The sequence below is a fragment of the Microbispora sp. NBC_01389 genome, assembly GCF_045040095.1.
Classification (GTDB): Bacteria; Actinomycetota; Actinomycetes; order Streptosporangiales; family Streptosporangiaceae; genus Microbispora.
The window spans coordinates 50,094-72,249 of sequence record NZ_CP109552.1; the positions used below are offsets into that span (position 1 = coordinate 50,094).

19 protein-coding genes and 2 pseudogenes are annotated in these 22,156 nt (G+C 72.2%); 9 read left to right on the forward strand and 12 right to left on the reverse strand.

The features are described 5' to 3' along the window. Positions 1-143: 143 nt before the first annotated feature. Genes OG344_RS00315 through OG344_RS00325 form a run of 3 tightly spaced genes read left to right on the forward strand, consistent with a single transcriptional unit; the run spans position 144 to position 3,142 of the window. Positions 144-695 carry a LemA family protein gene (locus OG344_RS00315; RefSeq protein WP_405086442.1) on the forward strand — a complete coding sequence of 184 codons (552 nt, stop codon included), beginning with the start codon at positions 144-146 and terminating at the stop codon, positions 693-695. Between the two features lie 2 nt (positions 696-697). Then, complete coding sequence (locus OG344_RS00320) at positions 698-2,164, forward strand: DUF2207 family protein (RefSeq protein WP_405086443.1); 1,467 nt, start codon at positions 698-700, stop codon at positions 2,162-2,164. Between the two features lie 9 nt (positions 2,165-2,173). Next, a complete protein-coding gene (locus tag OG344_RS00325; RefSeq protein ID WP_405086444.1) occupies positions 2,174-3,142 on the forward strand; it encodes a hypothetical protein in 969 nt (322 codons plus the stop codon). Between the two features lie 4 nt (positions 3,143-3,146). On the opposite strand, the gene OG344_RS00330 is transcribed toward OG344_RS00325, so the two are convergent. After that, the gene (locus OG344_RS00330) at positions 3,147-4,574 is read right to left on the reverse strand and encodes an amidase (RefSeq protein WP_405086445.1); all 1,428 of its coding nucleotides are present in this window, start codon (positions 4,572-4,574) and stop codon (positions 3,147-3,149) included. A 273-nt stretch (positions 4,575-4,847) separates the two neighbouring features. On the opposite strand from OG344_RS00330, the gene OG344_RS00335 reads away from it, so the two are divergent. Together OG344_RS00335 and ilvD are read left to right on the forward strand one after the other, a co-directional pair. Continuing rightward, complete coding sequence (locus OG344_RS00335) at positions 4,848-5,549, forward strand: nuclease-related domain-containing protein (protein ID WP_327047149.1); 702 nt, start codon at positions 4,848-4,850, stop codon at positions 5,547-5,549. 98 nt (positions 5,550-5,647) lie between these two features. Next, positions 5,648-7,486: a dihydroxy-acid dehydratase gene (ilvD, locus tag OG344_RS00340; protein ID WP_405086446.1), complete on the forward strand. Its 1,839-nt coding sequence runs from the start codon at positions 5,648-5,650 to the stop codon at positions 7,484-7,486. Between the two features lie 78 nt (positions 7,487-7,564). Here the strand turns inward: ilvD and pip are convergent, their stop codons facing one another. Continuing rightward, positions 7,565-8,479 (reverse strand): prolyl aminopeptidase, encoded by a 915-nt coding sequence (gene pip / locus OG344_RS00345; protein ID WP_405086447.1) that lies wholly within the window; start codon positions 8,477-8,479, stop codon positions 7,565-7,567. 89 nt (positions 8,480-8,568) lie between these two features. Then, positions 8,569-8,922 (reverse strand): annotated as a pseudogene (locus OG344_RS00350) (hypothetical protein); the annotation flags it as partial. A 114-nt stretch (positions 8,923-9,036) separates the two neighbouring features. Here OG344_RS00350 and tnpA point away from each other — a divergent pair. After that, positions 9,037-9,463, forward strand: a pseudogene (tnpA, locus tag OG344_RS00355) (IS200/IS605 family transposase). A 26-nt stretch (positions 9,464-9,489) separates the two neighbouring features. On the opposite strand, the gene OG344_RS00360 reads toward tnpA, so the two are convergent. After that, entirely contained in the window at positions 9,490-9,621 is a 132-nt protein-coding gene (locus OG344_RS00360) for a hypothetical protein (protein WP_405086448.1), read from the reverse strand. A 154-nt stretch (positions 9,622-9,775) separates the two neighbouring features. Between OG344_RS00360 and OG344_RS00365 the strand changes: the two genes are divergently transcribed. Next, positions 9,776-10,270, forward strand: coding sequence for a WYL domain-containing protein (locus OG344_RS00365; protein ID WP_327047152.1), 495 nt, complete (start codon positions 9,776-9,778; stop codon positions 10,268-10,270). 85 nt (positions 10,271-10,355) lie between these two features. On the opposite strand, the gene OG344_RS00370 is transcribed toward OG344_RS00365, so the two are convergent. The 4 genes from OG344_RS00370 to OG344_RS00385 form a co-directional block, all read right to left on the reverse strand. After that, positions 10,356-12,155, reverse strand: a complete 1,800-nt coding sequence (locus tag OG344_RS00370; RefSeq protein WP_405086449.1) for an alpha/beta hydrolase domain-containing protein — start codon at positions 12,153-12,155, stop codon at positions 10,356-10,358. A gap of 298 nt (positions 12,156-12,453) precedes the next feature. After that, complete coding sequence (locus tag OG344_RS00375; protein WP_405086450.1) at positions 12,454-12,669, reverse strand: zinc ribbon domain-containing protein; 216 nt, start codon at positions 12,667-12,669, stop codon at positions 12,454-12,456. Positions 12,670-12,706: 37 nt separating this feature from the next. Further along, positions 12,707-13,525, reverse strand: coding sequence for a GNAT family N-acetyltransferase (locus OG344_RS00380; RefSeq protein WP_405086451.1), 819 nt, complete (start codon positions 13,523-13,525; stop codon positions 12,707-12,709). 7 nt (positions 13,526-13,532) lie between these two features. Continuing rightward, positions 13,533-14,042, reverse strand: coding sequence for an HNH endonuclease (locus OG344_RS00385; RefSeq protein ID WP_327047156.1), 510 nt, complete (start codon positions 14,040-14,042; stop codon positions 13,533-13,535). A 301-nt stretch (positions 14,043-14,343) separates the two neighbouring features. Here OG344_RS00385 and OG344_RS00390 point away from each other — a divergent pair, with 301 nt between their 5' ends. Further along, a complete protein-coding gene (locus OG344_RS00390; protein ID WP_405086452.1) occupies positions 14,344-16,407 on the forward strand; it encodes a prolyl oligopeptidase family protein in 2,064 nt (687 codons plus the stop codon). Here the strand turns inward: OG344_RS00390 and purU are convergent. Continuing rightward, on the reverse strand, positions 16,404-17,252 hold the full coding sequence (gene purU / locus OG344_RS00395) for a formyltetrahydrofolate deformylase (RefSeq protein ID WP_327047158.1): 849 nt from the start codon (positions 17,250-17,252) through the stop codon (positions 16,404-16,406). The two genes, OG344_RS00390 and purU, sit on opposite strands and share 4 nt — an antisense overlap. Before the next feature lie 74 nt (positions 17,253-17,326). Between purU and OG344_RS00400 the strand changes: the two genes are divergently transcribed. Further along, positions 17,327-17,788, forward strand: a complete 462-nt coding sequence (locus OG344_RS00400; RefSeq protein WP_405086453.1) for an NUDIX hydrolase — start codon at positions 17,327-17,329, stop codon at positions 17,786-17,788. Positions 17,789-17,804: 16 nt separating this feature from the next. Here OG344_RS00400 and OG344_RS00405 read toward each other — a convergent pair whose 3' ends face one another. The 3 genes from OG344_RS00405 to OG344_RS00415 all read right to left on the reverse strand — a co-directional run bounded on the left by OG344_RS00405 (position 17,805) and on the right by OG344_RS00415 (position 22,125). Continuing rightward, a complete protein-coding gene (locus OG344_RS00405) occupies positions 17,805-19,808 on the reverse strand; it encodes a tetratricopeptide repeat protein (protein ID WP_405086454.1) in 2,004 nt (667 codons plus the stop codon). A 151-nt stretch (positions 19,809-19,959) separates the two neighbouring features. Next, positions 19,960-20,526, reverse strand: a complete 567-nt coding sequence (locus tag OG344_RS00410) for a GNAT family N-acetyltransferase (protein ID WP_405086455.1) — start codon at positions 20,524-20,526, stop codon at positions 19,960-19,962. Positions 20,527-20,532: 6 nt separating this feature from the next. Continuing rightward, positions 20,533-22,125 (reverse strand): XRE family transcriptional regulator, encoded by a 1,593-nt coding sequence (locus OG344_RS00415; protein WP_405086456.1) that lies wholly within the window; start codon positions 22,123-22,125, stop codon positions 20,533-20,535. Positions 22,126-22,156: the final 31 nt, after the last annotated feature.

Consider the following 22,156-nt stretch of genomic DNA (forward strand, 5'->3'; position numbering starts at 1 on the left):
GGGGCGCGGCGGGTCCTCTCCGCCGCGCCCCGCCGCCCGCCACCCCCGGCCGTACGGCGTGCCCCCACCGGCGCGCGGGACGGACGGCGGCGGGCGTTGACAGGGTGGACGGCTACGGATCATCGTCCGTGCAGGAGGCCCCCATGATCCCCATGATCGTCACCCTCGCCGTCGTGGCCGTTCTCGTCGCCACGCTCGTCTCCGTCTACAACCGCCTGGTGCGTGGCCGGGGCGCCGTCGACAACGCCTGGGCGCAGATCGACGTGCAGCTCAAGCGCCGCCACGACCTCATCCCCAACCTCGTGGAGACCGTCAAGGGCTACGCCGCCCACGAGCGGGCAACGCTGGAGGCCGTCGTCGCGGCCCGCTCCCGGGCGATCGGCGCCCAGGGCACCGCGGAGCAGGCGGCGGCCGAGAACATGCTGTCCGGCGCGCTGAAGAGCCTGTTCGCCGTGGCGGAGGCCTACCCCGATCTCAAGGCGAGCGGCAACTTCGCGGAACTGCAACGGGAGCTGGCCACCACCGAGAACCGGATCGCCTACTCGCGGCAGTACTACAACGACGCCGTGCTGACCTACAACAACGCGATCCAGACGGTGCCCGCCAACATCGTGGCGGGGATGACCGGCTTCACGCCCCGCGAGTACTTCCGGGCTCCCGGCGAGGAGCGCGGTCCCGTACAGGTCGGGTTCTGACCATGGCCGCCTGGATGGCCGCCGCGGCGGTGACCGGCCTGTGGCTGCTGCTCCTGCTCGCGCTCGCCGCCTTGACGAGGAACCCGGACGTCGAGGCAGGGCCGGCCACCGCGAACCTCGCCCCCCAGTCCCCCGCGGTGGTCGACCTGATCACCGGCGGCTGGCGGCTGTGCGACGAGGCCGCCTCGGCGACCCTGCTGGACCTCGCCGCGAGAGGCGTCGTCGGCGTCGAGGAGATCGGGCCGGAGCTGTCGCTCGTCCGGATGCGGGGCGAGCCGGGCGGCCTGCGCCCGTACGAACGGCTCGTCTACGACCACGTCCGCGCGCTGGCCGTCGACGGGGTGGTGGCCACGGGCGCGCTGGCCGAGGGCTCGCGCGACCTCGGCCGCTGGTGGAAGAGCTTCCGCCGCAAAGTGATCGCCGAGGCCCGGGAGCAGGGCCTGTCCCGGCCGCGCTGGAGCAGGGCGCACGCGACGCTCCTCACCGCCGCGGCGGCGCTGCCGGCTGCGGTGATCGGCGTCGCGGCGAACATCTCCGACAAGGACCACGAGGCCGGGATCGGCGCGGCGGTCGTCTCCTTCGCCGGTCTGCTGGCGCTCATGGGGCGGCTCAACGGCGAGCGCGGCACGGCCGAGGGGGCCAGGGCCGCCGCCCACTGGCTCGGCGTCCGCGCGCACCTGGGGGCGACCGGGCGGTTCGCCGAACAGCCCGCCGCCTCCGTCACGATCTGGGGCCGCCACCTCGCGTACGCCGCCGCCCTCGGCCTGGCGCCGCGGGCCGTCACGAGCCTGCCGGTCAGCACCCCCGCCGACGACAGCCGGGCGTGGTCCGACTACGGCGGCATGTGGCACGTCGTCAACGTCCGCTATCCGTCCCGCCTCCTGTGGGGCCGGCCGCCGGGGTCGATAACCGTGCGGGGCCTCGCGGCCGGCTGGTTCACCGGCTTCTTCTCCTGGATGCTCCTCGTGGTCGCCTCCGCCTTCGAGATATGGCCGCGCGGACTCGTCGTGCCCGCCGCCCTCGCCGTGGGCCTGACGATCGCCGGCACGCCGATCCTGTTCGCGCTCACCGACCTGACCGGCCCGGTCACCGTGGAGGGCCAGATCGTGCGGCTGCGGTGTTTCCAGGACGGCAACAAGGGCGGCGACAACGCCAAGTGGACCTACTGGTGCGCGATCGACGAGGGACGTGCCCGCGAGGTCAGGGCGATGTGCCTGAGCGGGGACATGTGGGCGCCCCTGCGCGAGGGCGACCGGGTGCGGGCCGTGGCGGGCCGCAGGACCGGCTGGATCAGGCGGATCGAGGTGATCGAGGGCTCGCGCCTCCGGAACGCCGCCTCCTACGACGACACCGGCGAGCACCAGGTGGACGCGCCGGAGAACCTGGGCGAGGTGCGGATCCTGCCCGATCCCGCCGCCCACCGGCCAATTGATCAAACCCGCCCATACCGCCACCGGCGTCGTGAGTAGGGTCGTCGGGTGCACTCAGCCCGAGACCTGTTGATCGCCCTGGCCCGGAGGTACTCGTTCGGCGACGTCGGCGCGCTCGCGCCGGCCGTGCTCGGGGAGGACGCGCGGGCGGCCCGCGTGGCGTCGGTCTGCGAGTTCGGCCAGCGGCTGCTCACGCTCGACGCCGAGGACTTCGCGGCCGAGATCGACGCCCAGACGGTGCCCGCCGGCCTGCGCCGGCGCGCACGCGCGTGTCACATGCCGCAGACGCCGAGGGAGCAGCCGCGGGGCGCGCTCGACTCGCTGCGCCCGGCGTACGCGCTGCTCCTGGAGGTGATCGAGGCCCGCTGGCGGCGGCGCGAGCTGAGCTCGATGATCGCGGCCGTGCACATCTGCGGCGAGTATCTCCCGCTGCTGGCCTTCGAGCCCGCGCTCGGGCACGCGGGCGACCCCGCCCGGTGGCCGGAGGGGTTGCGCGCCCCCGGCAGCAGGTTCGGGGCCATGGCCGACCGCGAGTGCGACCACACGCGGGCCGAGCGGTCGGCGGCCGAGCGCACGCTGCGGGTGGCGGTGGAGCCGCCCACGGGCTGGCGGGCCTACTTCGACCGGCAGCACAGCCAGGTGGCCGGGGCCCTCGGCACCTGCGCGGGCCGGTGCCGCACCCCCTGCCCGGCCCTCGACTGGGTGCCGGACCCCGGCGACCTGGCGGTGCGCTGCCGCGTCGCACTGGCCTTCGCCGAGACCCCGCTCGTACGGCTGCGCCACGCCGCCCCGGTCGGTCACGGGTTCGGCGTGCCGTCGCCGGAGGAGACCCTGGAGGCGTGGGACCGCAGCCGGGCCGCGCTGGCCAAGCACGACGCGGCCCGCGCGGTCATCACGGACGACGGCTTCCCGCTGCCGGGGCTGCCCGCCCTGATCTCCGCCGTGGCGGCGGCGCCGGTGCGTCCCGCCACGCTGCTCGCCGACGTCTCCGCGCACGTCGTGGAGCTCCTACGTTAGGTCGTCACCACACGGGCGGCCTGCGGTCGCCCCAGAATCCGCCGACGGACGCCTCCACCTGCGACGACAGCGAGATGAGGGTGCCCTCGTCGCCGTACCGGCCGGCCAGCATGACGCCGACGGGCAGGCCGCCGGGCGTCCAGTGCAGCGGGAGGTTGACGGCGGGCTGACCGCTCACGTTGTAGATGGCGGCGAACGGCGCGAACCGCTTCATCCGCTCGAACGTCTCCTCCGGGGAGTCGACGTCCTCGAACCAGCCCACCGGCACGGGCGGCTGGGTGACGGTCGGCGACAGCACCGCGTCGTAGGTGTCGGTGACGAGCATCGCGAAACGGGTGGCGAGCTGGAGCGCCGACTGCGCGTGCAGGAACTCGGGCGCCGTGAGCGCGTGGCCCCGCTCGCGCAGCCAGGCGGTGAGCGGGCGCAGCTTCGGTTCGAGCTCCTTCGAGACCGGGTGGATGCACGAGAAGCCGAACCAGAGCTTGACGAACTCGGGCACGATGTCCGGGCCGAACGGCGGCGCGATCTCCTCCACCTCGTGACCGAGCGCCTCCAGCGCCGCCGAGGCGCTCTCGTACGCGGCGAGCACGTCGGGGTGGACCTCCGCGCCGGGCACTGCGGGCTCGGCGAACCTGGCGATCCGCAGCCGGCCCGGGTCGCGCCCCACGTAGGCCGAGAACGACCCGAGCGCGGGCGGCGGCGCATGGTAGAGGTCGCCGGGGTTGTGGTGGGCCATCGCGTCGAGCAGCGCCGCGGCGTCGGCGACGTTCCGGGCCAGCGGCCCGTTGGTGGACAGCCCCGCCAGATCGGGGACGATCGGGGCGAAGGAGATCCGGCCCCGGCTGGGCTTGATGCCGTACAGGCCGCAGACGGAGGCGGGGATGCGGATCGATCCCGCGCCGTCGCTGCCGTGGGCGACCGGCGCCAGACCGGCCGCGACGGCGGCCGCGGCGCCTCCGCTCGACCCGCCCGCGGAGCGCCCGGTGTCCCACGGGGTGCGGGCCGGCTCGCTCACGTAGGTCTCGGTGTAGCAGGGCAGGCCGAACTCCGGGGTGCTGGTCTTGCCCAGCATGACCGTGCCGGCCTCCCGCAACCGCTCGACCACGCTGTCGTCCACCGGGGAGACGAACCCCTCGTACGTGGCCGAGCCGAAGTAGAGCGGCACGTCCTTGACGAAGTTGAGGTCCTTGATCGGTACGGGCACGCCCAGCAGCGGAGGGTGCTCGCCGGCGTCGCCCGCGGCGATCCGGGCCTCCTGCTCGCGGGCCTGGTCGAGGGCCCGCTGGGCGGTCACCGTGACGAACGCCCCCACGCCGGCGTCGAGTCGCTCGATCCGCTCCAGGTAGTGCTCGACGATCTCTACGGGGGACAGTTCACCCGTTCGTACGGCTGCCGCCTGCTCAAGGGCGGTAAGGTCGTGAATGTGCGCCACGCTTCGAAACCGTAGGCCGCCCGGCCGGGGATATCTAGAGAGGATACCCGGCCTTTCGAGCTTCAAATCAGCTCATGCAGGCAACAAAAGTATGAACCATTCAACACTAGGCAAGCTGGAGACGGCTCAACTACCGTGAGTGATGTGGATACCGGTCTAAGGCCAGAAGACGGTCACGACACGTCACCCATCTGGGTCGGTGACCAATCGTCGGAGCAGGCGGAACGCCCTTCGGCCCCACCCGAGGCGGCCGCGCCCCCCGAGTACGCTCCGGTGGAGCGGGCGTCGCTCCGCGGCCTGCTGCAGGACCCGAGATACGGGCACCTGCGCCGGCGCGCCCTCGTGGCGGTCGCCGCCGGACTGGTGTTCGGCGTGCTGCTGGGCGGCTGGCGGATCGGGCTCACCGCGGCCATCCTCGCGTGGGCCGCCGACTCCGTCTACCGCGCGCGCACCATGTCCACGGTTCCCGCGTGGCGGCGGGCCTCCGCGGCGGAGCGCCGCACCGAGGCCCAGCTCAAGAAGCTGGAGCGGAACGGCTACCTGACGCTGCACGCCCGGGCCATCCCCGGCAGCGAGGCGCAGATCGACCACCTCGTGGTCGGGCCCACCGGCGTGTACGCGGTGGACTCGGAGAAGTGGGACAAGCGGCTGCCCGTGCGGGTCCAGACGCACCGCAAGCTCTTCCACGGCCCGTTCAACCGCAAGCCCCGTCTCGACGAGGCCCGGTGGGAGGCGGCGCAGGCCAGCGACCTGATCAGCAAGGCGCTCGGCCGGGAGATCACCGTGGTGCCGTCCCTGGCCATCTACGGGCCGGCGATCCCCTGGCGGATCCTCAACATCCGGGACGTCGACGTCTTCTCCGGCGGCCTGGTCCGCAAGTGGATCACCAAGCGGGAGAGGTCGCTCACCACCGCCGAGATCGACGCGATCTACCGCGCCGCCGAGCGCGTGCTGCCTGCGCGCTACCCCGAGTAGGACGGCGCGCCGTCCCGGGACGTGGACACCGGGTCTCGGCGGCCGGGCACTGGCCGTACCATTTGAAGACTCAGACGTCTCCGGATGGGGGTCCATCGATGCCCGCTCTCAGGTCCCGTACTGTCACCCACGGCAGGAACATGGCCGGCGCCCGCGCGCTGCTCAGGGCCACGGGCGTGGCGGGCAGCGACCTCGGCAAGCCGATCGTCGCCGTCGCCAACAGCTTCACCCAGTTCGTGCCCGGCCACGTACACCTGCGCGAGGTCGCCGAGGTGGTGGCGGGCGCGGTCCGCGAGGCGGGCGCGATCCCGCGCGAGTTCAACACGATCGCCGTGGACGACGGCATCGCGATGGGTCACGGCGGCATGCTCTACTCGCTGCCGTCCCGCGAGCTCATCGCCGACGCGGTGGAGTACATGGTCAACGCCCACTGCGCCGACGCGCTGGTCTGCGTCTCCAACTGCGACAAGATCACCCCCGGGATGCTGCTCGCCGCCCTCCGGCTCAACATCCCCACGATCTTCGTGTCGGGCGGCCCGATGGAGGCCGGCAAGGTCCCGGGCCGCAAGCTCGACCTGATCGACCCGATGATCGCGGCCGCCGACGAGAGCGTGTCGGACGCCGACCTGCTGGAGATGGAGGAGAACGCCTGCCCGACCTGCGGGTCCTGCAGCGGCATGTTCACCGCCAACTCGATGAACTGCCTCGCCGAGGCGATCGGCCTGGCGCTGCCTGGCAACGGCACCACACTCGCGACCCACACGGCCCGCAAGACCCTGTTCGAGAACGCCGGCCGGGGGATCGTCGACCTCGCCCGGCGTTACTACGAGGAGGACGACGAGTCGGTCCTGCCCCGGAGCATCGCCACCCGCGAGGCGTTCGAGAACGCCATGGCGCTCGACGTCGCCATGGGCGGATCGACCAACACGATCCTCCACATCCTGGCCGCCGCGCGTGAGGGGGGCGTCGACTTCGGGCTCAAGGAGATCAACGAGGTGTCGCTGCGGGTGCCGTGCCTGTGCAAGGTCGCCCCCGCGACGGCCAAGTACCACGTCGAGGACGTGCACCGGGCGGGCGGCATCCCCGGCATCCTCGGCGAGCTGGACCGGGCCGGCCTGCTCCACCGCGACCTGCCGACCGTGTCCTCCCCCTCCATGGCCGAGTACATCGCCAAGTGGGACCCGAAGTCCCCGGAGGTCACCGAGGAGGCCCTGGAGCTGTGGCACGCGGCGCCCGGCAACGTGCGGACCGTCAAGGCGTACTCCCAGGCCGCCCGCTGGGACTCCCTCGACCTCGACCGCGCCGAGGGCTGCATCCGCGACCTCGACCACGCCTACACCCGGGACGGCGGCCTCGCCGTGCTGTACGGGAACCTCGCCCAGGACGGCTGCGTCGTCAAGACGGCCGGGGTGGACGAGTCGATCTGGCGCTTCTCCGGCCCCGCCGTGGTGTTCGAGTCGCAGGAGGACGCCGTCGAGGGCATCCTCGGCAACCGGGTGAAGCCCGGTGACGTGGTGGTCATCCGCTACGAGGGCCCCAAGGGCGGCCCCGGCATGCAGGAGATGCTCTACCCGACGAGCTTCCTCAAGGGCCGCGGCCTGGGCAAGGCGTGTGCCCTGGTCACCGACGGCCGCTTCTCCGGCGGCACGTCCGGCCTGTCCATCGGCCACGCCTCCCCCGAGGCGGCCGAGGGCGGCACGATGGCCCTGGTCGAGGACGGCGACGTCATCGAGATCGACATCCCGGGCCGCTCGATCACGCTCAAGGTGACCGAGGACGTGCTGGCCGCCCGCCGCGAGCGGCTGCTGGCCGACCTCGGCGGCTACCGGCCGCGCGACCGGCAGCGGCCGGTCTCGGCCGCCCTGCAGGCGTACGCCGCGCTGACCACCTCCGCCTCCACCGGTGCCTCCCGCGACCTGACCCAGCTGTCGCGGTAACCGCGACACCGTCACCGGGCCCGCGTGCCCCGCTTCCCGGCGGGGTCGCGGGCCCGGCCGCGTTCTGGCCGGCGGTCGTCAGCCGGGCGGCACGGCCCCGAAGCGGTCCAGCGCCGCCCGGATCTCCCCGCGCATCGCGTCGCTGCCGGTGTGGCCCGAGTCGTCCACCACGACGAGACGCGCGTCCGGCCAGGCCCTGGCCAGTCGCCAGGCGGTCTCCAGCGGCGCGCCGAGGTCGAGGCGGCCGTGGACGAGCACTCCGGGGATGCCCGCCAGCCGGTGCGCGTCGCGGAGCAGGACGTCCTCCTCCAGCCAGGCGGCGTTCGAGAAGTAGTGGGCGCAGATCCTGACGAAGGCCTGCAGGGCCGGGGAGGGCCGGTCGCTGTAGGCGTTCGGTGCGCCGTTGACCTCGTGCGCGATCACCGCGTCCTCCCACGCCGTCCAGGCGTGCGCCGCCCTGGCCCGTACGTCCGGGTCGGGGTCGGACATCAGCCGCGCGTACGCGGCGAGCAGGTCGCCGTCGCGCTCGTCCTCGGGAACCCCGGACCGGAAGCGCCGCCACTGCTCGGGGAGGAAGCGGGCGACGCCCCGATAGAGCCAGTCGATCTCGGAGCGGCGGGTCATGGTGACACCGGCGAGGACGATCTCCGACACCCGCTCCGGGTGAGCCTCGGCGTAGGCGAGGATGAGCGTGGAGCCCCAGGACCCGCCGTAGAGCAGCCACCTGTCGACTCCGAGGTGCTCGCGCAGCCGCTCCATGTCGGCGACGAGGTGGTGGGTGGTGTTGGTCGTGAGGTCGGTCGCCGGGTCGCTCGCGTGGGGCAGGCTCCGGCCGCAGTTGCGCTGGTCGAAGAGAATGATGCGGTAGCGGCCGGGATCGAAGGCCCGGCGCTGACGGGGCGTGCAGCCCGAGCCGGGACCGCCGTGGACGACGAGCGCGGGCTTGCCCTCGGGGTGGTCTTGTACTCCAGCAGGGTGACCGTCCGGCCCCACGCCTGCCCGGCGATGGCGCGGTTCAGCCCGGCCTTCTGCCGCACGTTCCGGCCGGGGTGTTCGATCGTGCCGGTCGCGGAGCGGACCATGTTCGTGATCGTCAGGTCTTCCACCACGACCACGCCGAAGGTGCGCGCGAGTTCGGTGGTGGTCTGGTGCTGCCAGTCGACGGCTCGGCGCTTGGCTGTCGCGCGGAGCCGGGCGATCCGGTCATAGGTGCGGGCCAGCCGTCTGGACGCAGGCCGGCCGGGAACGCGAGTGCGGCGCCGGCGGGCGGACGTCTTCTCCAGCCGACGCAGGCGTTCACGCTCACCGCCGCTGAGCCAGTCCCCATGCTCGCGCATGGTGCCGTCCGACAACGCCAGCGCGACGGTGATCCCCCGGTCGAGCTCGTGCAGCAGATTCCACAGCGCGCGGGCCGTATGCGCCTGACCGTCCAGCATCGCCACCTGGGCCGTGCTCAGGTCGAGACGCGCCACATGCGCACGCGCCTGCCTGGCCACCTCCACACCCGGATCGTACCCCCGGGTTTATGTCATCGTGATGGAATCCACACCCTGAGTGACCCCGATGTACGCATCGAACGCCATGGTGTCCACACCCTCCACGCCCACGTGGTGTGCGTGACGAAGTACCGGCGTGGGGCCCTCACCGGCCCGATGCCGACCCGATGCCGACCCGATGCGAGGAACTCATGCGCGAGATCGGCGCCGACTTCGAGGTCGAACGTCGGGAGTTCAACGGCGAACACGACCACGTCCACCCACTGATCCACCACCCGCCGAAGGTCGCCCTGTCCACGCTCGTCAACCCACTGAAGGGCGTCTCGGCGCGGAAACTCCGCAAGGAACACAGCGCGCATGTCCGCAAGTACCTGAGGGGTGGACACTTCTGGTCCGAAGTCCTACTTCGCCGGCTCAGTCGGCGGTGCACCGCTCACGGTACTCAAAGCAGCACATCGAGCAGCGGCAACGCCCACCGTGACCTGCGGGTGAAAGCACGTTCGCGCCCTAGCGGGCACTCCCGCGCGGGCCTTCACCCCCGGCCTGAAGGCCGGAGCACTGGCCCGCATTCCGGTAGACGAGGTGGCCGTCGCCGATGTCCAGGTGCCCGTGGTCGTAGGGCTCGATCGGAGGACGCACGACGGAGAAACTACCGTCGGCGGCCCGGACCGGGAAGCTATTTCCGCGGCCTGCGGCGGGGTCAGCAGAAGGTGGCCACGAGGTCACGTGAACCTGTCCATGCTTCCGAGCACCCGTTCGGGAAAATGTCAGTCCTGATGATTATTGTCGAACTATGGCCAACGTCATTCGGCACACGCTGACCGCCGAGGAACTCGCCGCCCTCGCCCTGTCCCTCGCTCATCTCGGAGCCGGCCCCCAGTCGGTCACCGCCCGGCGCGGCCTGCGCCACGCGTTCCAGCACCTCGACCTGGACGACGACGTCATCGCCACGACCCTCACCACGCTGACGACCCCGCTCCCCACCGACGTCGCCCGGCGGGTACGGGCGGTGGCGGGCGCGATCACCGCCCGCCTGGTGATCCGCATCCAATATCACGACGCCGGGGGCCGCTTGTCGGTCCGCGACGTCGAGCCGGTGACCTGCATGGTCCACGGCGAGTTCTGGTACCTGGTCGGCTGGTGCCGTCTCAGGCGGTCGATCAGGGCGTTCCGCTTCGACCGGATCCTGGCGGTCGAGCCGACCGACCTGCCGGCCCGCGCGCACCTGCCGCAGCGTTACCTGCCGTTCCAGCGCCGGTCCCGGGTGAGGCGCCCGTCGGCCGCCTGACCCGTCCGGCTGCTCGCCTGGAACCGTGTCCCCTGATCCTCCGGCCCTGACTACCGGCTCAGGGCCCGGAGGATCAGGGACATGTCTAGTGGCCCTTGTGCTGGTCCAGCTTCCGGGCCTCGGTGAGGAGGTCGGCAAGCGCCTGGGTCACCCGCAGCACGCCGTCTCGCGCCGTGGCGTCCTTGATCTGCTTGCCCGCCCGCTCGGCGAGCTGCCGCAGGTGGGCGATCGCGGGCGGCTCGTCGCCGGCGAGGCCGGCCCGTTCGGCGTGCCGGAGACGGTCCTGCAGGGTCGCCCCGACGGCCTCGGTGACGGCGCCGGAGGCGACGTACTCGCCGATGAGATCGCGGATGTCGGAGTACCAGGCGGGATCGCGGGTGAACGACCGCGAGATGTACCCGGCTCCGACGTCGGCGAGCGTCGTCGCCACCACCTTGTCGGCGTACGACCGCGTGGCCGGGTAGAGCTGGGCGAGTTGCGCGCCGGTCAGCGGCAGGGAGCTGCCGTCGAGGAAGCAGAAGCCCGGGCCGGTGTTGGTGCCGGTGTTGATCCGCAGCGGCGCCTCCTGCTGCGCGAGGCGGATGCCGCCGAGCGCGAGACCGAGGGAGTCGCGGGCGATCGCGGGCGGGGCCGCGTCCGTCATCTGGATCTTGGGTGCCGCCGGAGGCAGCACACCGTGGGCGATCCAGGCGAGCGTGTGGTCGTACGCCGCGTTCTGCACCATGTGCTGGGGGATGCGGGACAGCGAGGGCAGCGCGCATGTCTGCGGCTCGCCCGGATAACCACCGGGGTAGCTGCCGACATCCCGCTTGCGCAGCGGGCCGTAGTCCCGGATGAGCTTCCAGTCGCCGTGGGACGCCCCGGCCACCTCCCAGCTGCGCAGGATCGCCGAGTCGGCCTGGGCACGGGCGGCGGCCGGCAGGATGCCACCGCTCACGTCGCCCTCGGAGTTGACGCGGAACACCGGCGTCGGCAGGTCGGTGCGGAGCACGCCCCCGCCGCCGTGCAGCACGACCGCGTCGAGCACGTTCGCGAGCGGCTGGACCGCGTTGTAGTAGTTCGCCAGACGGCCGGCCGACTGCGAGTGGCCGGTAGCGATCACGTAGCGCGGCCGGGGAAGCCCGCCGAGCGGTCCCGTCTTGCCGGTGGAGCCGCGGACGGCCTTCACGGCCTGGCTGAAGATGTCGTAGGACAGGCTGTCGTCGTCGACCGTCCCGCCCGCGGTCACATCCAGCGTTCCGTAACGGGCCGGGCTCCACGCCTTGAGCCCGGTCGCGGAGTGCACTCCGGCGCGCTGCGCGGAGACACCGACCCAGGCGTACCCCTCCCGGATCAGGTGCTCGTGGGACTGGAACCAGTCGACCTCCTGGTCCCACTGGTTGCTGACGTTGTACCACTCGGCGATCACGACGCCGTTGAACGCGCGGGCGTCGGCCGGGCGGCGCACGACGAGGCGGGTCCGGTACGGGTTGCCGGTGCTGACCACGGTCGCGGTGTCGGTGCCGCGCGTCGCGTAGCTCGTCGCCGTGCCGGAGACGAAGAACTCCTGCTCGACGTAGCCCGCCGACCTGAGGTCGACGTCGGTGGCGAGGAACGGATACCCGTGCTTGGGGCTCCCGACCGGCGAGGTGTTCGCGATCGGTCCCGTGAGCAGCGGGTTCGCGACGTTCTCGCCGGTCGCCGTGGACGGACGGGGCGCCGCGGGGCCGCCCGCGGGAGGACCGCCGTGTGAACCGCCGGGCGGACCGCCGGGCGGCCCACCGGGTGGACCGCCGGGGCCTGTCGCGCTCGCCGGAGCGCAGAGGGGGATGGCCAGCGCGCCGGCGAGGCCAAGCGCGAGCAGGCTTCCGCGGACGTTCCGGAGAGGAGGAAGGAGGGCAGGCAAGAACGTCACCTCGCTGAGAGAGAGGCTGCGCGGGCGAAGCGCCCGCGCCGGGGGTGTCTCTGAGGCAGAGACTAACTTCCGAGAAAGTCGAAAGATAGTCTTAATTAACGCAGACTTTACGTTTGATAGTTGAAAGCCTGTCCTGACATGGACAAAGGCCGGACGACGACAGAGCCCCCGCGCACCGTTCGGCCCGTTGAACGCCGACGGCCCGCAGGCGTGCCGTACACACGCCTGCGGGCCGTCCGGACCACCGTGACCCGTTCCGTGACCCGGTCTGGGGCTCGGCCGACTCGGGTTATCCTCCGCAGCACCCTCCACCACAGCAGCCGCCGCCCGTGGGGCGGGCGGCCGTGGCCCCGGACGCCTTGCCGGTGACCGCGACGGTGGACAGCAGCTTCACGGTGTCGTCGTGGCCGGAGGGGCAGGCCGCCGGGTCGCCGGCCTCGGCCATGGGGCGGTTGAGCTCGAACGTCGATCCGCACGCGCGGCAACGGTAGTCATAGCGAGGCATGCGTCCAGAGTACGGCCGATCCGGGGAGGCGGGCGCCTCACTCGAAGTGGATGGTGACGTAGTCCGCGATGGGCCGGTAGCCGAGCCGCTGGTAGATGGAGTTCGACTTCGGGTTGCCCAGGTCGGTGAACAACAGCACCTCGGTGGCTCCCTCGTCGAGCGCCTTCCTGGTGGCCGCGTGCGTGACGGCGCTGCCGTACCCGCGGCCGCGTAGCTCGGGCGGGGTGTAGACGGGCCCGATCCGGGACATGCCGGCGATCGGGGCGGAGACGCCGGCGATCGACACCGGCCCGCCGTCGTCCTCCCACCACAGCAGTTCGTCCCGGTTGAGGCGGGCGGCGACGACCGGAGTGGGATCGGCGGTGCGCTCGACGTGCGCCTCCTCCTGGAACTCGCGGAAGAACCGTACGGCGAGAGACAGGTCGTGGGGCCCGGCGATCCTCGGCTTTCCCTTCGTGGAAGGGGGCCGCAGGGCGCCGAGCCGGTAGAGGCGCTGCGCCGTGCGGCCGGTCGCCGGGCGCCACCACGCCGCGGCGAACGCCTCCGCCGCCCGGACCGGCCCGGACACGCCGGGGACCACGTGGTCCAGCTCGATCAGCGTGGTCGCCAGAGCGGGCAGCGCGCCGGGCGGCACGTCCCCGAGCAGCAACGGATACGGCGGCGTGTGGCTGAACGCGCCGGCGGTCGAGCCCTCCTCCTCGGTCAGCCAGCCCATGAGGGGCTCCTCGGCGAACTGGCCGCCGCGGATCCCGCGCAGCACGGTCAGCACGACCGTGTTGCGGACGGGATCGCGCAACAGCCAGGGCTCGGCCGCCGCGGCGTACTCCTCCACTCCGGAGGTGATCGTCCACGTCATGACGCGGTTACGCCGCCGTCTCCACCAGGTAGGGCGCCCACTGCGGATCGCCGTCGAGTTGCGCGCCGATGAGCCGCCAGTGCGCGCCGTGCGGCACCGCCGGGGCCACGCGCAGCGCCCATCCCAGCTCCTCCAGGAACCGGTCGGCCTTGCGGTGGTTGCACGGCATGCACGAGGCGACGCAGTTCTCCCAGGTGTGGGGGCCTCCCTTGGAGCGCGGGATCACGTGGTCGATCGTCTCGGCCCGCTGTCCGCAGTAGGCGCAGCGGAAGTTGTCCCGTCGCATGAGCGCGGCCCGGGTGAGCGGGATGCGCGTCCGGTACGGGATGCGGACGTAGCGCCGCAGCCGGATCACCGAGGGGACGTCGAGCGTGCGGGTGGCCGATCGGAGCACCGCTCCCCGGCCGTCCCGGTGGACGACGTCCGCCTTCTCTCTCAGCACCAGGATGACGGCCCGGTGCAGGGAGAGCGTGGTCAGCGGCTCGTACGTGGCGTTCAAAAGCAGGACTTGGCGCATCAGCCGACCTCCGCAGCAGCCTCGGCTGTGCGCCTGGGTTGTGGCCCCGCTGGTTGGGACCCGGATGCTTCCGTCACAGGGACCTCCGCCGGACGGCCCAGCGGATCGTCACCACGGCACCGCCCTTCACCAAAGTGTGGCCTTCTCGGCGGCCCCTCCGCCACCCCATAACCGGGGTCCGTGAGGTGAACGGCGGGAACGCCTGCAGCTTCTATGCCCAGCCGATCATCCCTTTACTCCAGTCTTGGCCGGGTACGGCCGATGTACCGCCCCAGTCCTCCACCTGATTTAAAGTGCCAGCATGAGCCGACCGCAGTACCCGTCCGCCCACCGTGACGACATCGTCGACGACCTCCACGGAACGCCGGTTCCCGATCCCTACCGTTGGCTGGAGGATCCGGACGACCCGGAGGTCAAGGAGTGGCTGGACGCGCAGGAGACCCTGTTCCGGTCCGCCGAGCTGGAGGGGCGCGACCACTTCCGCGACCGGGTGGCGGAACTGCTGCGGTCGGGATCGGTCGGCACGCCGTCCTGGCGCGGCGGGCGCCGCTTCTTCTCCCGCCGCTCCCCCGAGCAGGAGCACCCGGTCCTGTACGTCGCGGACGAGGCCGGCGAGCGCGTTCTGCTCGACCCCACGGTCCTCGACCCCTCGGGGCTGACCACCCTCGACTCCTTCCAGCCAAGCAAGGAGGGCGACCGGCTCGCGTACCAGATCTCCGTGGGCGGCGACGAGGAGTCGCGCCTGTACGTCGTCGACGTGGCGACCGGAGAGCGGGTCGAGGGGCCGATCGACCGCTGCCGCTACTCCCCCGTCGCCTGGATCCCCGGCGGCGAGGCGTACTACTACGTGCGCAGGCTCGCGCCGTCGGAGGTCCCGGCCGGTGAGGAGCAGTTCCACCGGCGGATCTACCTGCACCGCGTCGGCGCGTCCCCCGACGACGATGTGATGATCTTCGGCGAGGGCCTGGAGAAGACCAACTACTACGGGGTGTCGGTCTCCCTCGACGGCCGCCGGCTGTCGATCTCCGCCTCGCGCGGCACGGCGCCGCGCAACGACCTGTGGGTGGCCGACCTCGCCGCGTCCTCGCCGGAGGCGCCGGAACTGGTCGCCGTACAGCAGGACGTCGACGCCCAGACCGGGCTCCACTTCGGCCGCGACGGCCGGCTCTACGTCTTCACCGACCTCGGCGCGCCGCGCGGGCGCGTCTGCGTCACCTCCCCGGACAGACCCGGCCCGGAGCACTGGCGCGACCTCGTCCCCGAGGATCCCGAGGCGGTGCTGTCCGACTTCGCGATCCTCGACGGCATGCCGGAGCCCGTCCTGCTCGTCGGCTGGACGCGCCACGCGATCGGCGAGATCTCCCTCCACGCCCTGGAGAGCGGCGAGCGGATCGGCGACGTCCCCCTGCCGGGGCTCGGGTCCGTCGGCGGGATCCTGGAACGTCCCGAGGGCGGGCACGAGGCCTGGTTCAGCTACACCGACGACATCACCCCCACCGCGATCTTCCGGTACGACGCGCTCACCGGCGAGACGACGCTCTGGGAGGCGCCCCCGGGCTCGGTGGAAGTGCCCGAGGCGACGACCGAGCAGGTCGTCTACCGGTCCAAGGACGGCACCGAGGTGCGCATGCTGGTCACCTCGCGGCCCGGCTCCGGGCCGCGTCCCACGATCCTTTACGGCTACGGCGGCTTCGGCGTGCCGATGAACCCCGGCTTCTCGGCCACCACCCTCGCCTGGGTCGAGGCGGGCGGCGTCTACGCCGTCGCCCAGCTGCGCGGCGGCGGCGAGGAGGGCGAGCAGTGGCACCGGGACGGGATGCTGGGCAAGAAGCAGAACGTCTTCGACGACCTGCACGCCGCCGCCGAGCACCTCATCGCCACCGGGGTGACCAGCCAGGACCGGCTCGCCATCTCCGGCGGCTCCAACGGCGGCCTGCTCGTCGGCGCGGCGCTCACCCAGCGCCCCGACCTCTACGCGGCCGTCGTCTGCTCGGCGCCGCTGCTCGACATGATCCGCTACGAGAGGTTCGGGCTCGGGGCGACCTGGAACGTCGAGTACGGCTCGGCCGACGTGCCGGAGGAGTTCGCCTGGCTGTGGAGCTACTCGCCGTACCACCATGTGCGGGAGGGGGTGTCGTATCCGGCCACCCTGTTCGCGGTGTTCGGCTCCGACACCCGGGTCCATCCCCTGCACGCCTGGAAGATGGCCGCGGCCCTGCAGCACGCCCAGGCGGGCGACCCCCCGATCCTGCTGCGCAACGAGACCGAGGTCGGGCACGGCGCCAGGGCCGTGAGCAGGTCGGTCGAGCTCGTGGCCGACCAGCTCGCGTTCCTGGCCCGGCACACTGGCCTGAAGCTGTCCTAACGGGGGAAGATGACGGTCTTGTGGCCGTCCAGCAGCACGCGGTGCTCCGCGTGCCAGCGGACGGCCCGGGCCAGCGCCTGGCATTCGAGGTCGCGGCCGATCGCGGCGAGATCCTCCGGAGAGTGCGTGTGGTTCACCCGGGCGACCTCCTGCTCGATGATCGGCCCCTCGTCCAGGACGGGCGTCACGTAGTGCGCCGTGGCGCCGATCAGCTTCACCCCGCGCGCGTACGCCTGGTGGTACGGCTTGGCGCCCTTGAAGGACGGCAGGAACGAGTGGTGGATATTGATCATCCGGCCGGCCAGCTTGGCGCACATCTCCTCGGAGATCACCTGCATGTACCGCGCCAGCACGACCACGTCGGCCTGGTAGTGGTCGACGAGGGTGCGGATCTCCGCCTCCTGCCGCGACTTGGTCTCCGGCGTGACCGGCAGGTGGTGGTAGTCCACTCCGTACGACTGGGTGAGCGGGCGCAGGTCGGGATGGTTCGACGCGACTCCGACGATCTCGATCGGCAGCAGGCCCGAGCGCACCCGGTAGAGCAGGTCGTTGAGGCAGTGATCGAACCGGCTGACCAGCACCAGCGCCCGCGTGCGCGCCGCGAGGTCGAAGAGCTGGAAGTCCATGGCGAACTCGGGGGCGAGCGCGGCGAACTCCGCCCGCAGCTCGTCGATCGCGGGCTCACCGGCGAACTGCACCCGCATGAAGAACCGCTCCGCGACGGGGTCGCCGAACTGCTGGCTCTCGATGATGTTGCAGCCCCGGCGGGCCAGCAGCCCCGACACGGCCGCGACCACTCCGGGCCGGTCCGGGCAGGACAGGGTCAGCACGTAATCAGCGCTCATGCTCAGTCAGATCCTCAGAGGGAAGTCGGTACCGGGTTCCAGGGTAGGGGCAGTCGCCCGGAAGGTGAGGGAACGTGGAGACGGCGACGACGGACGACCGGCCGGCCGCGCGGGTGGTGTGCGTGGACGACCGGGCGCGGGTGCTGCTGCTGCGCTGGCACGACCCGCTCGCCGGCCGGACGTTCTGGGAGCCCCCGGGCGGCGGCATCGAGCCCGGCGAGTCACCGCTCCAGGCGGCCCGCCGGGAGCGGTGGGAGGAGACCGGCCTGCCCGGCGACGCCGTGCGGGACCGGTGGGTGCCGGTGCACCGGGACTTCCACTGGCTCGGCCGGCACTACGTGAAGACCGAGCGCTTCTACCTCGCCCGGTTCGGCGTGGCTCCGCCGGTGGCCTCGGCCGACCTGACCGAGGAGGAGAGCGGCGCCCTCCTGGGCCTGGCCTGGCACGAGATCTCCGCCCTCTCCGCCCTGCCCGAGCCGCTCGATCCGCTGGAGCTGCCCGGGATCATCGACCGCCTGCTCGCGATCGCGCCCTGACCCGCCCGGGCCGGGGTCAGCTCTCCTTCTCGTGGCCCTCCAGTGCCGCGCGTACGTCGGGGTCGCCGGGGGCGAGGACCAGCGCGCGGCGGAGGTCGAGCAGCGCCTCGCCGCGGCGGCCGAGCGCGTCCAGGGCGGTCGCGCGGTTGAAGTAGAGGGCGGCGTCCTCCCCCAGCTCGATCGCCCGGGTCAGGTCCTCGACCGCTCCCGGGGCGTCGCCGGTCTCGAAGCGCAGGGTCGCCCGGTTGGCCCAGGCCGAGGCCAGGCGGGCGTCGGCGGCCAGCGCCGCCTCGAACGCGAGCCCCGCCTCGGCGTACCGTCCGGCCGCCGTCTCCAGCTGCCCCAGCACGCCGTGCAGGTGCGCGTTGCCGGGGTCCAGGGCCAGCCCCGCCTCCACGTCGCGCCTGGCGTCCTCGTGCTCGCCGAGCATCTCCAGGATCCCGGCCCGGTTGACGTACGCGTCGAGCCAGCCGGGGTCGAGGTCGAGCACGTGGCCGAGGTCGGCCCGCGCGCCGTCCAGGTCCCCAGCGGCGAGGCGCAGCTCCGCCCGGTTGTAGTACGCCTCGGGCAGCGGCGGGCTGACCCGCATCGCGGTCTCGTAGTCGGCCAGCGCCGCCTCGGTCCGCCCCATCTCCAGCAGCAGGTTTCCCCGGTCCAGGTAGTGGTCGGGGAAGACCGGGTCGATCCCGATGGCCGCGTCGAAGCCGGCCAGCGCCTCCCGCCGGCGGCCCAGGCGCGCGAGGAGCTGCGCGCGGTTGGCGTGCAGCACCATCCGGTGCTGGGGGTGGGCGTCCGGCGGGAGGTCGCGCCGGGCCAGGTCGAGGGCCGACTCGACCAGGCCGAGCGCCTCAGGGAGCCGCCCCTCGCGAAGCTCGACGAGCGCCCGGCCGTTCTGGTCGAAGCCGAGCTTGAACGCCCGCTCCCGCCGGTCGGGCAGCAGCGTCGAGATCGCGATCGCCTCGTTGATCCACGCCCTGGCCCTCGGCAGGTCGCGTCGCGCCGGGTCGCGGTCCCGGGCGTCCAGCATCGCCGTGCCGTACGCCGCGGCGGCGTGGACGACCGGATCGACGCTGGCCCTCCGCGCCTGGTCGTACAGCTCCCGCGCCTGCTCGGGCCGTCCCAGCCCGGCGAGCGCCGTCGCGGTGCGATGGGCGAAGCGCCACCACGGTTCGGACCCCGGCTCGCAGAGCCGCAGCCCGCGCGAGCCCAGCTCCACGACCGCGTGCAGGAAGCCCTCGGCGACGCAGTGGTCCACCGCCGCCCACAGCGCCCGCGTGGCGGCGTCCGGGTCACCGCCGTGCTCCAGGTGGTACGGCACCGCGCCGAGGGCGCTCTCCGCCGACTCGGCGCCGGCGCCGAGCTCGGCCGCCCTCAGGTCGTGCCGTCGCGCCCGCTCCTCCGGCGTCAGCGACAGGTACGCCCGGTAGGCGCGGGGGTCGTCGGAGGTGCAGTCCGAGGCCAGGTAGTCGTCCGGTGGCCCGTCCAGGGGCCGCGCCTCCACGGGCCGCATTCTCTCCCACGCCGGCTCGGCGGAGCCCAGGGCGAGCGTGAGATCGGGCACCCGGCGGGCCAGGACACCCAGCAGTTCGCGGTCCGCCGGGTCGGCCTCGTGCAGGTTGTCCACCAGCAGCGTTCGCGGCCCCGCGAGATGGTCGCGGACGAACTCCGCGATCCCGTTGGCGATTCTGAGCGTACGGCGCGGCGCGGGCACGAGGATCCGTTCGTCCTCGGGCAGGCGGGCCTCGATCGTCTGGCGGCGGGCCGGCACCATCGGGTGCAGGCTGGACGCGACCGCGCGGATCTCGATGTCGTGGTCCGCCACCAGGTCCGGAGAACGCTCCAAGGCGGCAGGAACGATGGCGCGCAGGAGCGCGCCGCCGATCGTGTACGGACCGCGTAGCCGGCGGTGCCCGTTGACGACGGGCGCCAGAGGGGGAGGCGTCTCCAGTGCGCGGAGCGCCGCCACGCGGTCCCGGGCGAGGTCCCCCCGGACCCAGATGTGGTTCGGGAGGCGCCTCACCCCTTGTGAATGACGCTCGACGTGCCGCTGAGCTTCGTCGTTCCCGGTTTGCGGATAATGATCTTCTTCATCATGCCTCTTTCCCCACGCTTGCGGACAAGGCACAAGTATTCGCAGCGATCAGCTATCCGCCAAGAGATGTAAGCATTATCTATCGCGGGAAAAGCGGGGAAACGATGGCGCTCAGCTGCTTCTCTATATAAATCACGACATTGTCGCCTCGGGCTTCGCGCCGCAACTCCCGCCATCCGGATTTGCGGTAGAGCGCCAGCGCGGCGACCTGCCGCACCGTGGTGTCGCCGCGCAGCGTGGAGTAGCCGAGACGGCGGGCGCACTCCTCAAGCGCCTCCGTCATCCGAGCACCGTAACCACGCCGCTGGTGGTCGGGGTGGACCCGGAGCCGGCACATCTCGGCCGTGTGGTCGTCGATGCGCCGCAGGCCCCCCATGGCGACGATCCCCGCCCGGGCCGCCTCCCCGACCAGGAAGTCACCCCCGGATGCCAGGTAGACCTCGGTGATCCGGGGGAAGTCGTCGTCGTAGTAGACGCCGTCACCCGGCACGACGCCCACCTGGGCCAGGCCGATCTGGTGGAGGGACCACACGGCGTCGAGGTCCGGCCACCGATACCGCCGGATCCGCAGCGGGGCGGTCTCACTCTCACCGGCTCCCCGGGGGGCGTCCCGCTCCAGGCCACCCCCCGGCGCTTCTTCTGCCACTCATCCTCACCCGACGTCCTTGATCAGGTCCTTGGGGATCCCCACCCGGCTCTCCGCGAGCATCTCCCGGAACTGCTTGAGCTCGGGCGAGTCGCCGTGCTTGGCCCGCACCGCCTTCTCCAGGTCGTATCCGGGCTTGAGCAGGAGGTCGGTCCGGTGGTCCTTGTCGACCAACTCGATCGCGGCCCGGCCCAGATCGAGCGCGGCCGCGACGTCGCCTTCGATCAGCCGGCACAGCGCCCGGTCGAACCGGATCAGGGTCTGGTCGAGCAGGTCCTCGTCCGAATACTTCGAGAGTGCCTTCTCCAGGATCACGTCGGCCTCCACCGTCTGCCCCAGCCTCACCAGGACGTCACCCTGGTAGAAGTAGAGCTGCCGCTCGGTGTAGCCGAAGGCCGGGTCCTCCCGGTCGCTGGCGTTCATCTGCGAGAAGGCCGTCCTGGCCCGGTGCAGTGCCCGCTTGGCCTCCTCCACCACGTCGTGCCGCGACCCGCCGAGACCGGCGATCTTCGCCAGCGCCCTCGCCTCGACCACCGGCGCCATGGTCCGCGCCGCGCACGGCGTCGTGCCGGCCAGGTCCCGGCTCTTCTTGGCGAGTGTCAGCGCCTCACGGGGGTCGCCGTAGTAGAGCGGGACCAGTGACTCCCGGGCGGTCACCCAGGCGCGCAGGGCGCGGTCGCCGGTCTCGTCGGCCGCCAGCCGGCCGGTACGGAAGAACGAGCGGGCCAGCCGCTGGTCGCCGAGATCGATCATGAGCATTCCGGACAGCCCGGCGAGCTGGGCGGACATCCGGCACAGCCGCTCCTGCATCTCGACGGGCTGGCGGTGGTTCAGCGCCTTGCGCACGGCGGCGAACTCCAGCATCACGTCGCAGAGCAGCCGTACCGGCGGCGTGTTCATGTACTGCCGGCCGAACCCCGAGGTGGCCTGCTCCCACTGGTCGAGCATCGCCGGGGAGACGGTGGCCGCCACCATCGTCTCGTCCATCCGGCGCCGGAGGTTCTCCACGGCGCCGAGCACCTCATCGTTGAGCTCGTTCAGGCCGGCCGCGCTCACGGTGCCACCGGCCAGGAGCCTCAACAGCGTCCTCCTCAGCACGTTCTCGTCCTCCTCGCCCCCGTCCAACGAAGGGGTGCAGTTGTCCGGCGAGGCCGGCGACGCCGGCCCTGTCCTCGGAGCGGGTGAAATGCGTGGTCTGTTGTCTTCGCAGGCGTCGTCGATGACCTCGTGTCCGTGGCAGCAGATGCACGGGCCGTCGTAGCCCAGAGCGAGTGGTTCGACGCGGTAGACCGAGCACAGGTAGTGGAGGTATTCCGGGCCGGGCCGCTTCATGCCCGACTCGTACGCGGACAGTAGTGTCTCGCCGATGCCGGGCACCGACTTGCCGTCCTTCTCGAAGAGTGCGCGCACCTGCTCGATGACGTCGGCCAGCGCCACGCCGTGCGACAGGCGGTGGGCCTTGATCCGCGTCGTGCCGAACCGCTGCCCGCAGGCGTCGTAGACCTGCCCGGCGATCTGGGCCAGGGTGTACCCGGACGCCAGACCTCGCGCCCGGACCTTCCGCGCGATCTCCGTCTCCCTGTGCTGCCTGCCGGCCATCCCGGCCCCTCTCTCGTGGCCCGGCCGCACT

What these genes read in the sequence shown, in the direction of transcription:
- OG344_RS00315 (WP_405086442.1), top strand. Translation starts at nt 144, where the DNA reads ATGATCCCCATGATCGTCACCCTCGCCGTCGTGGCCGTTCTCGTCGCC.
- OG344_RS00320 (WP_405086443.1), top strand. Translation starts at nt 698, where the DNA reads ATGGCCGCCTGGATGGCCGCCGCGGCGGTGACCGGCCTGTGGCTGCTG.
- ilvD (WP_405086446.1), top strand. Translation starts at nt 5,648, where the DNA reads ATGCCCGCTCTCAGGTCCCGTACTGTCACCCACGGCAGGAACATGGCC.
- OG344_RS00365 (WP_327047152.1), top strand. Translation starts at nt 9,776, where the DNA reads ATGGCCAACGTCATTCGGCACACGCTGACCGCCGAGGAACTCGCCGCC.
- OG344_RS00375 (WP_405086450.1), bottom strand. Translation starts at nt 12,669, where the DNA reads ATGCCTCGCTATGACTACCGTTGCCGCGCGTGCGGATCGACGTTCGAG.
- OG344_RS00380 (WP_405086451.1), bottom strand. Translation starts at nt 13,525, where the DNA reads ATGACGTGGACGATCACCTCCGGAGTGGAGGAGTACGCCGCGGCGGCC.
- OG344_RS00385 (WP_327047156.1), bottom strand. Translation starts at nt 14,042, where the DNA reads ATGCGCCAAGTCCTGCTTTTGAACGCCACGTACGAGCCGCTGACCACG.
- OG344_RS00390 (WP_405086452.1), top strand. Translation starts at nt 14,344, where the DNA reads ATGAGCCGACCGCAGTACCCGTCCGCCCACCGTGACGACATCGTCGAC.
- purU (WP_327047158.1), bottom strand. Translation starts at nt 17,252, where the DNA reads ATGAGCGCTGATTACGTGCTGACCCTGTCCTGCCCGGACCGGCCCGGA.
- OG344_RS00415 (WP_405086456.1), bottom strand. Translation starts at nt 22,125, where the DNA reads ATGGCCGGCAGGCAGCACAGGGAGACGGAGATCGCGCGGAAGGTCCGG.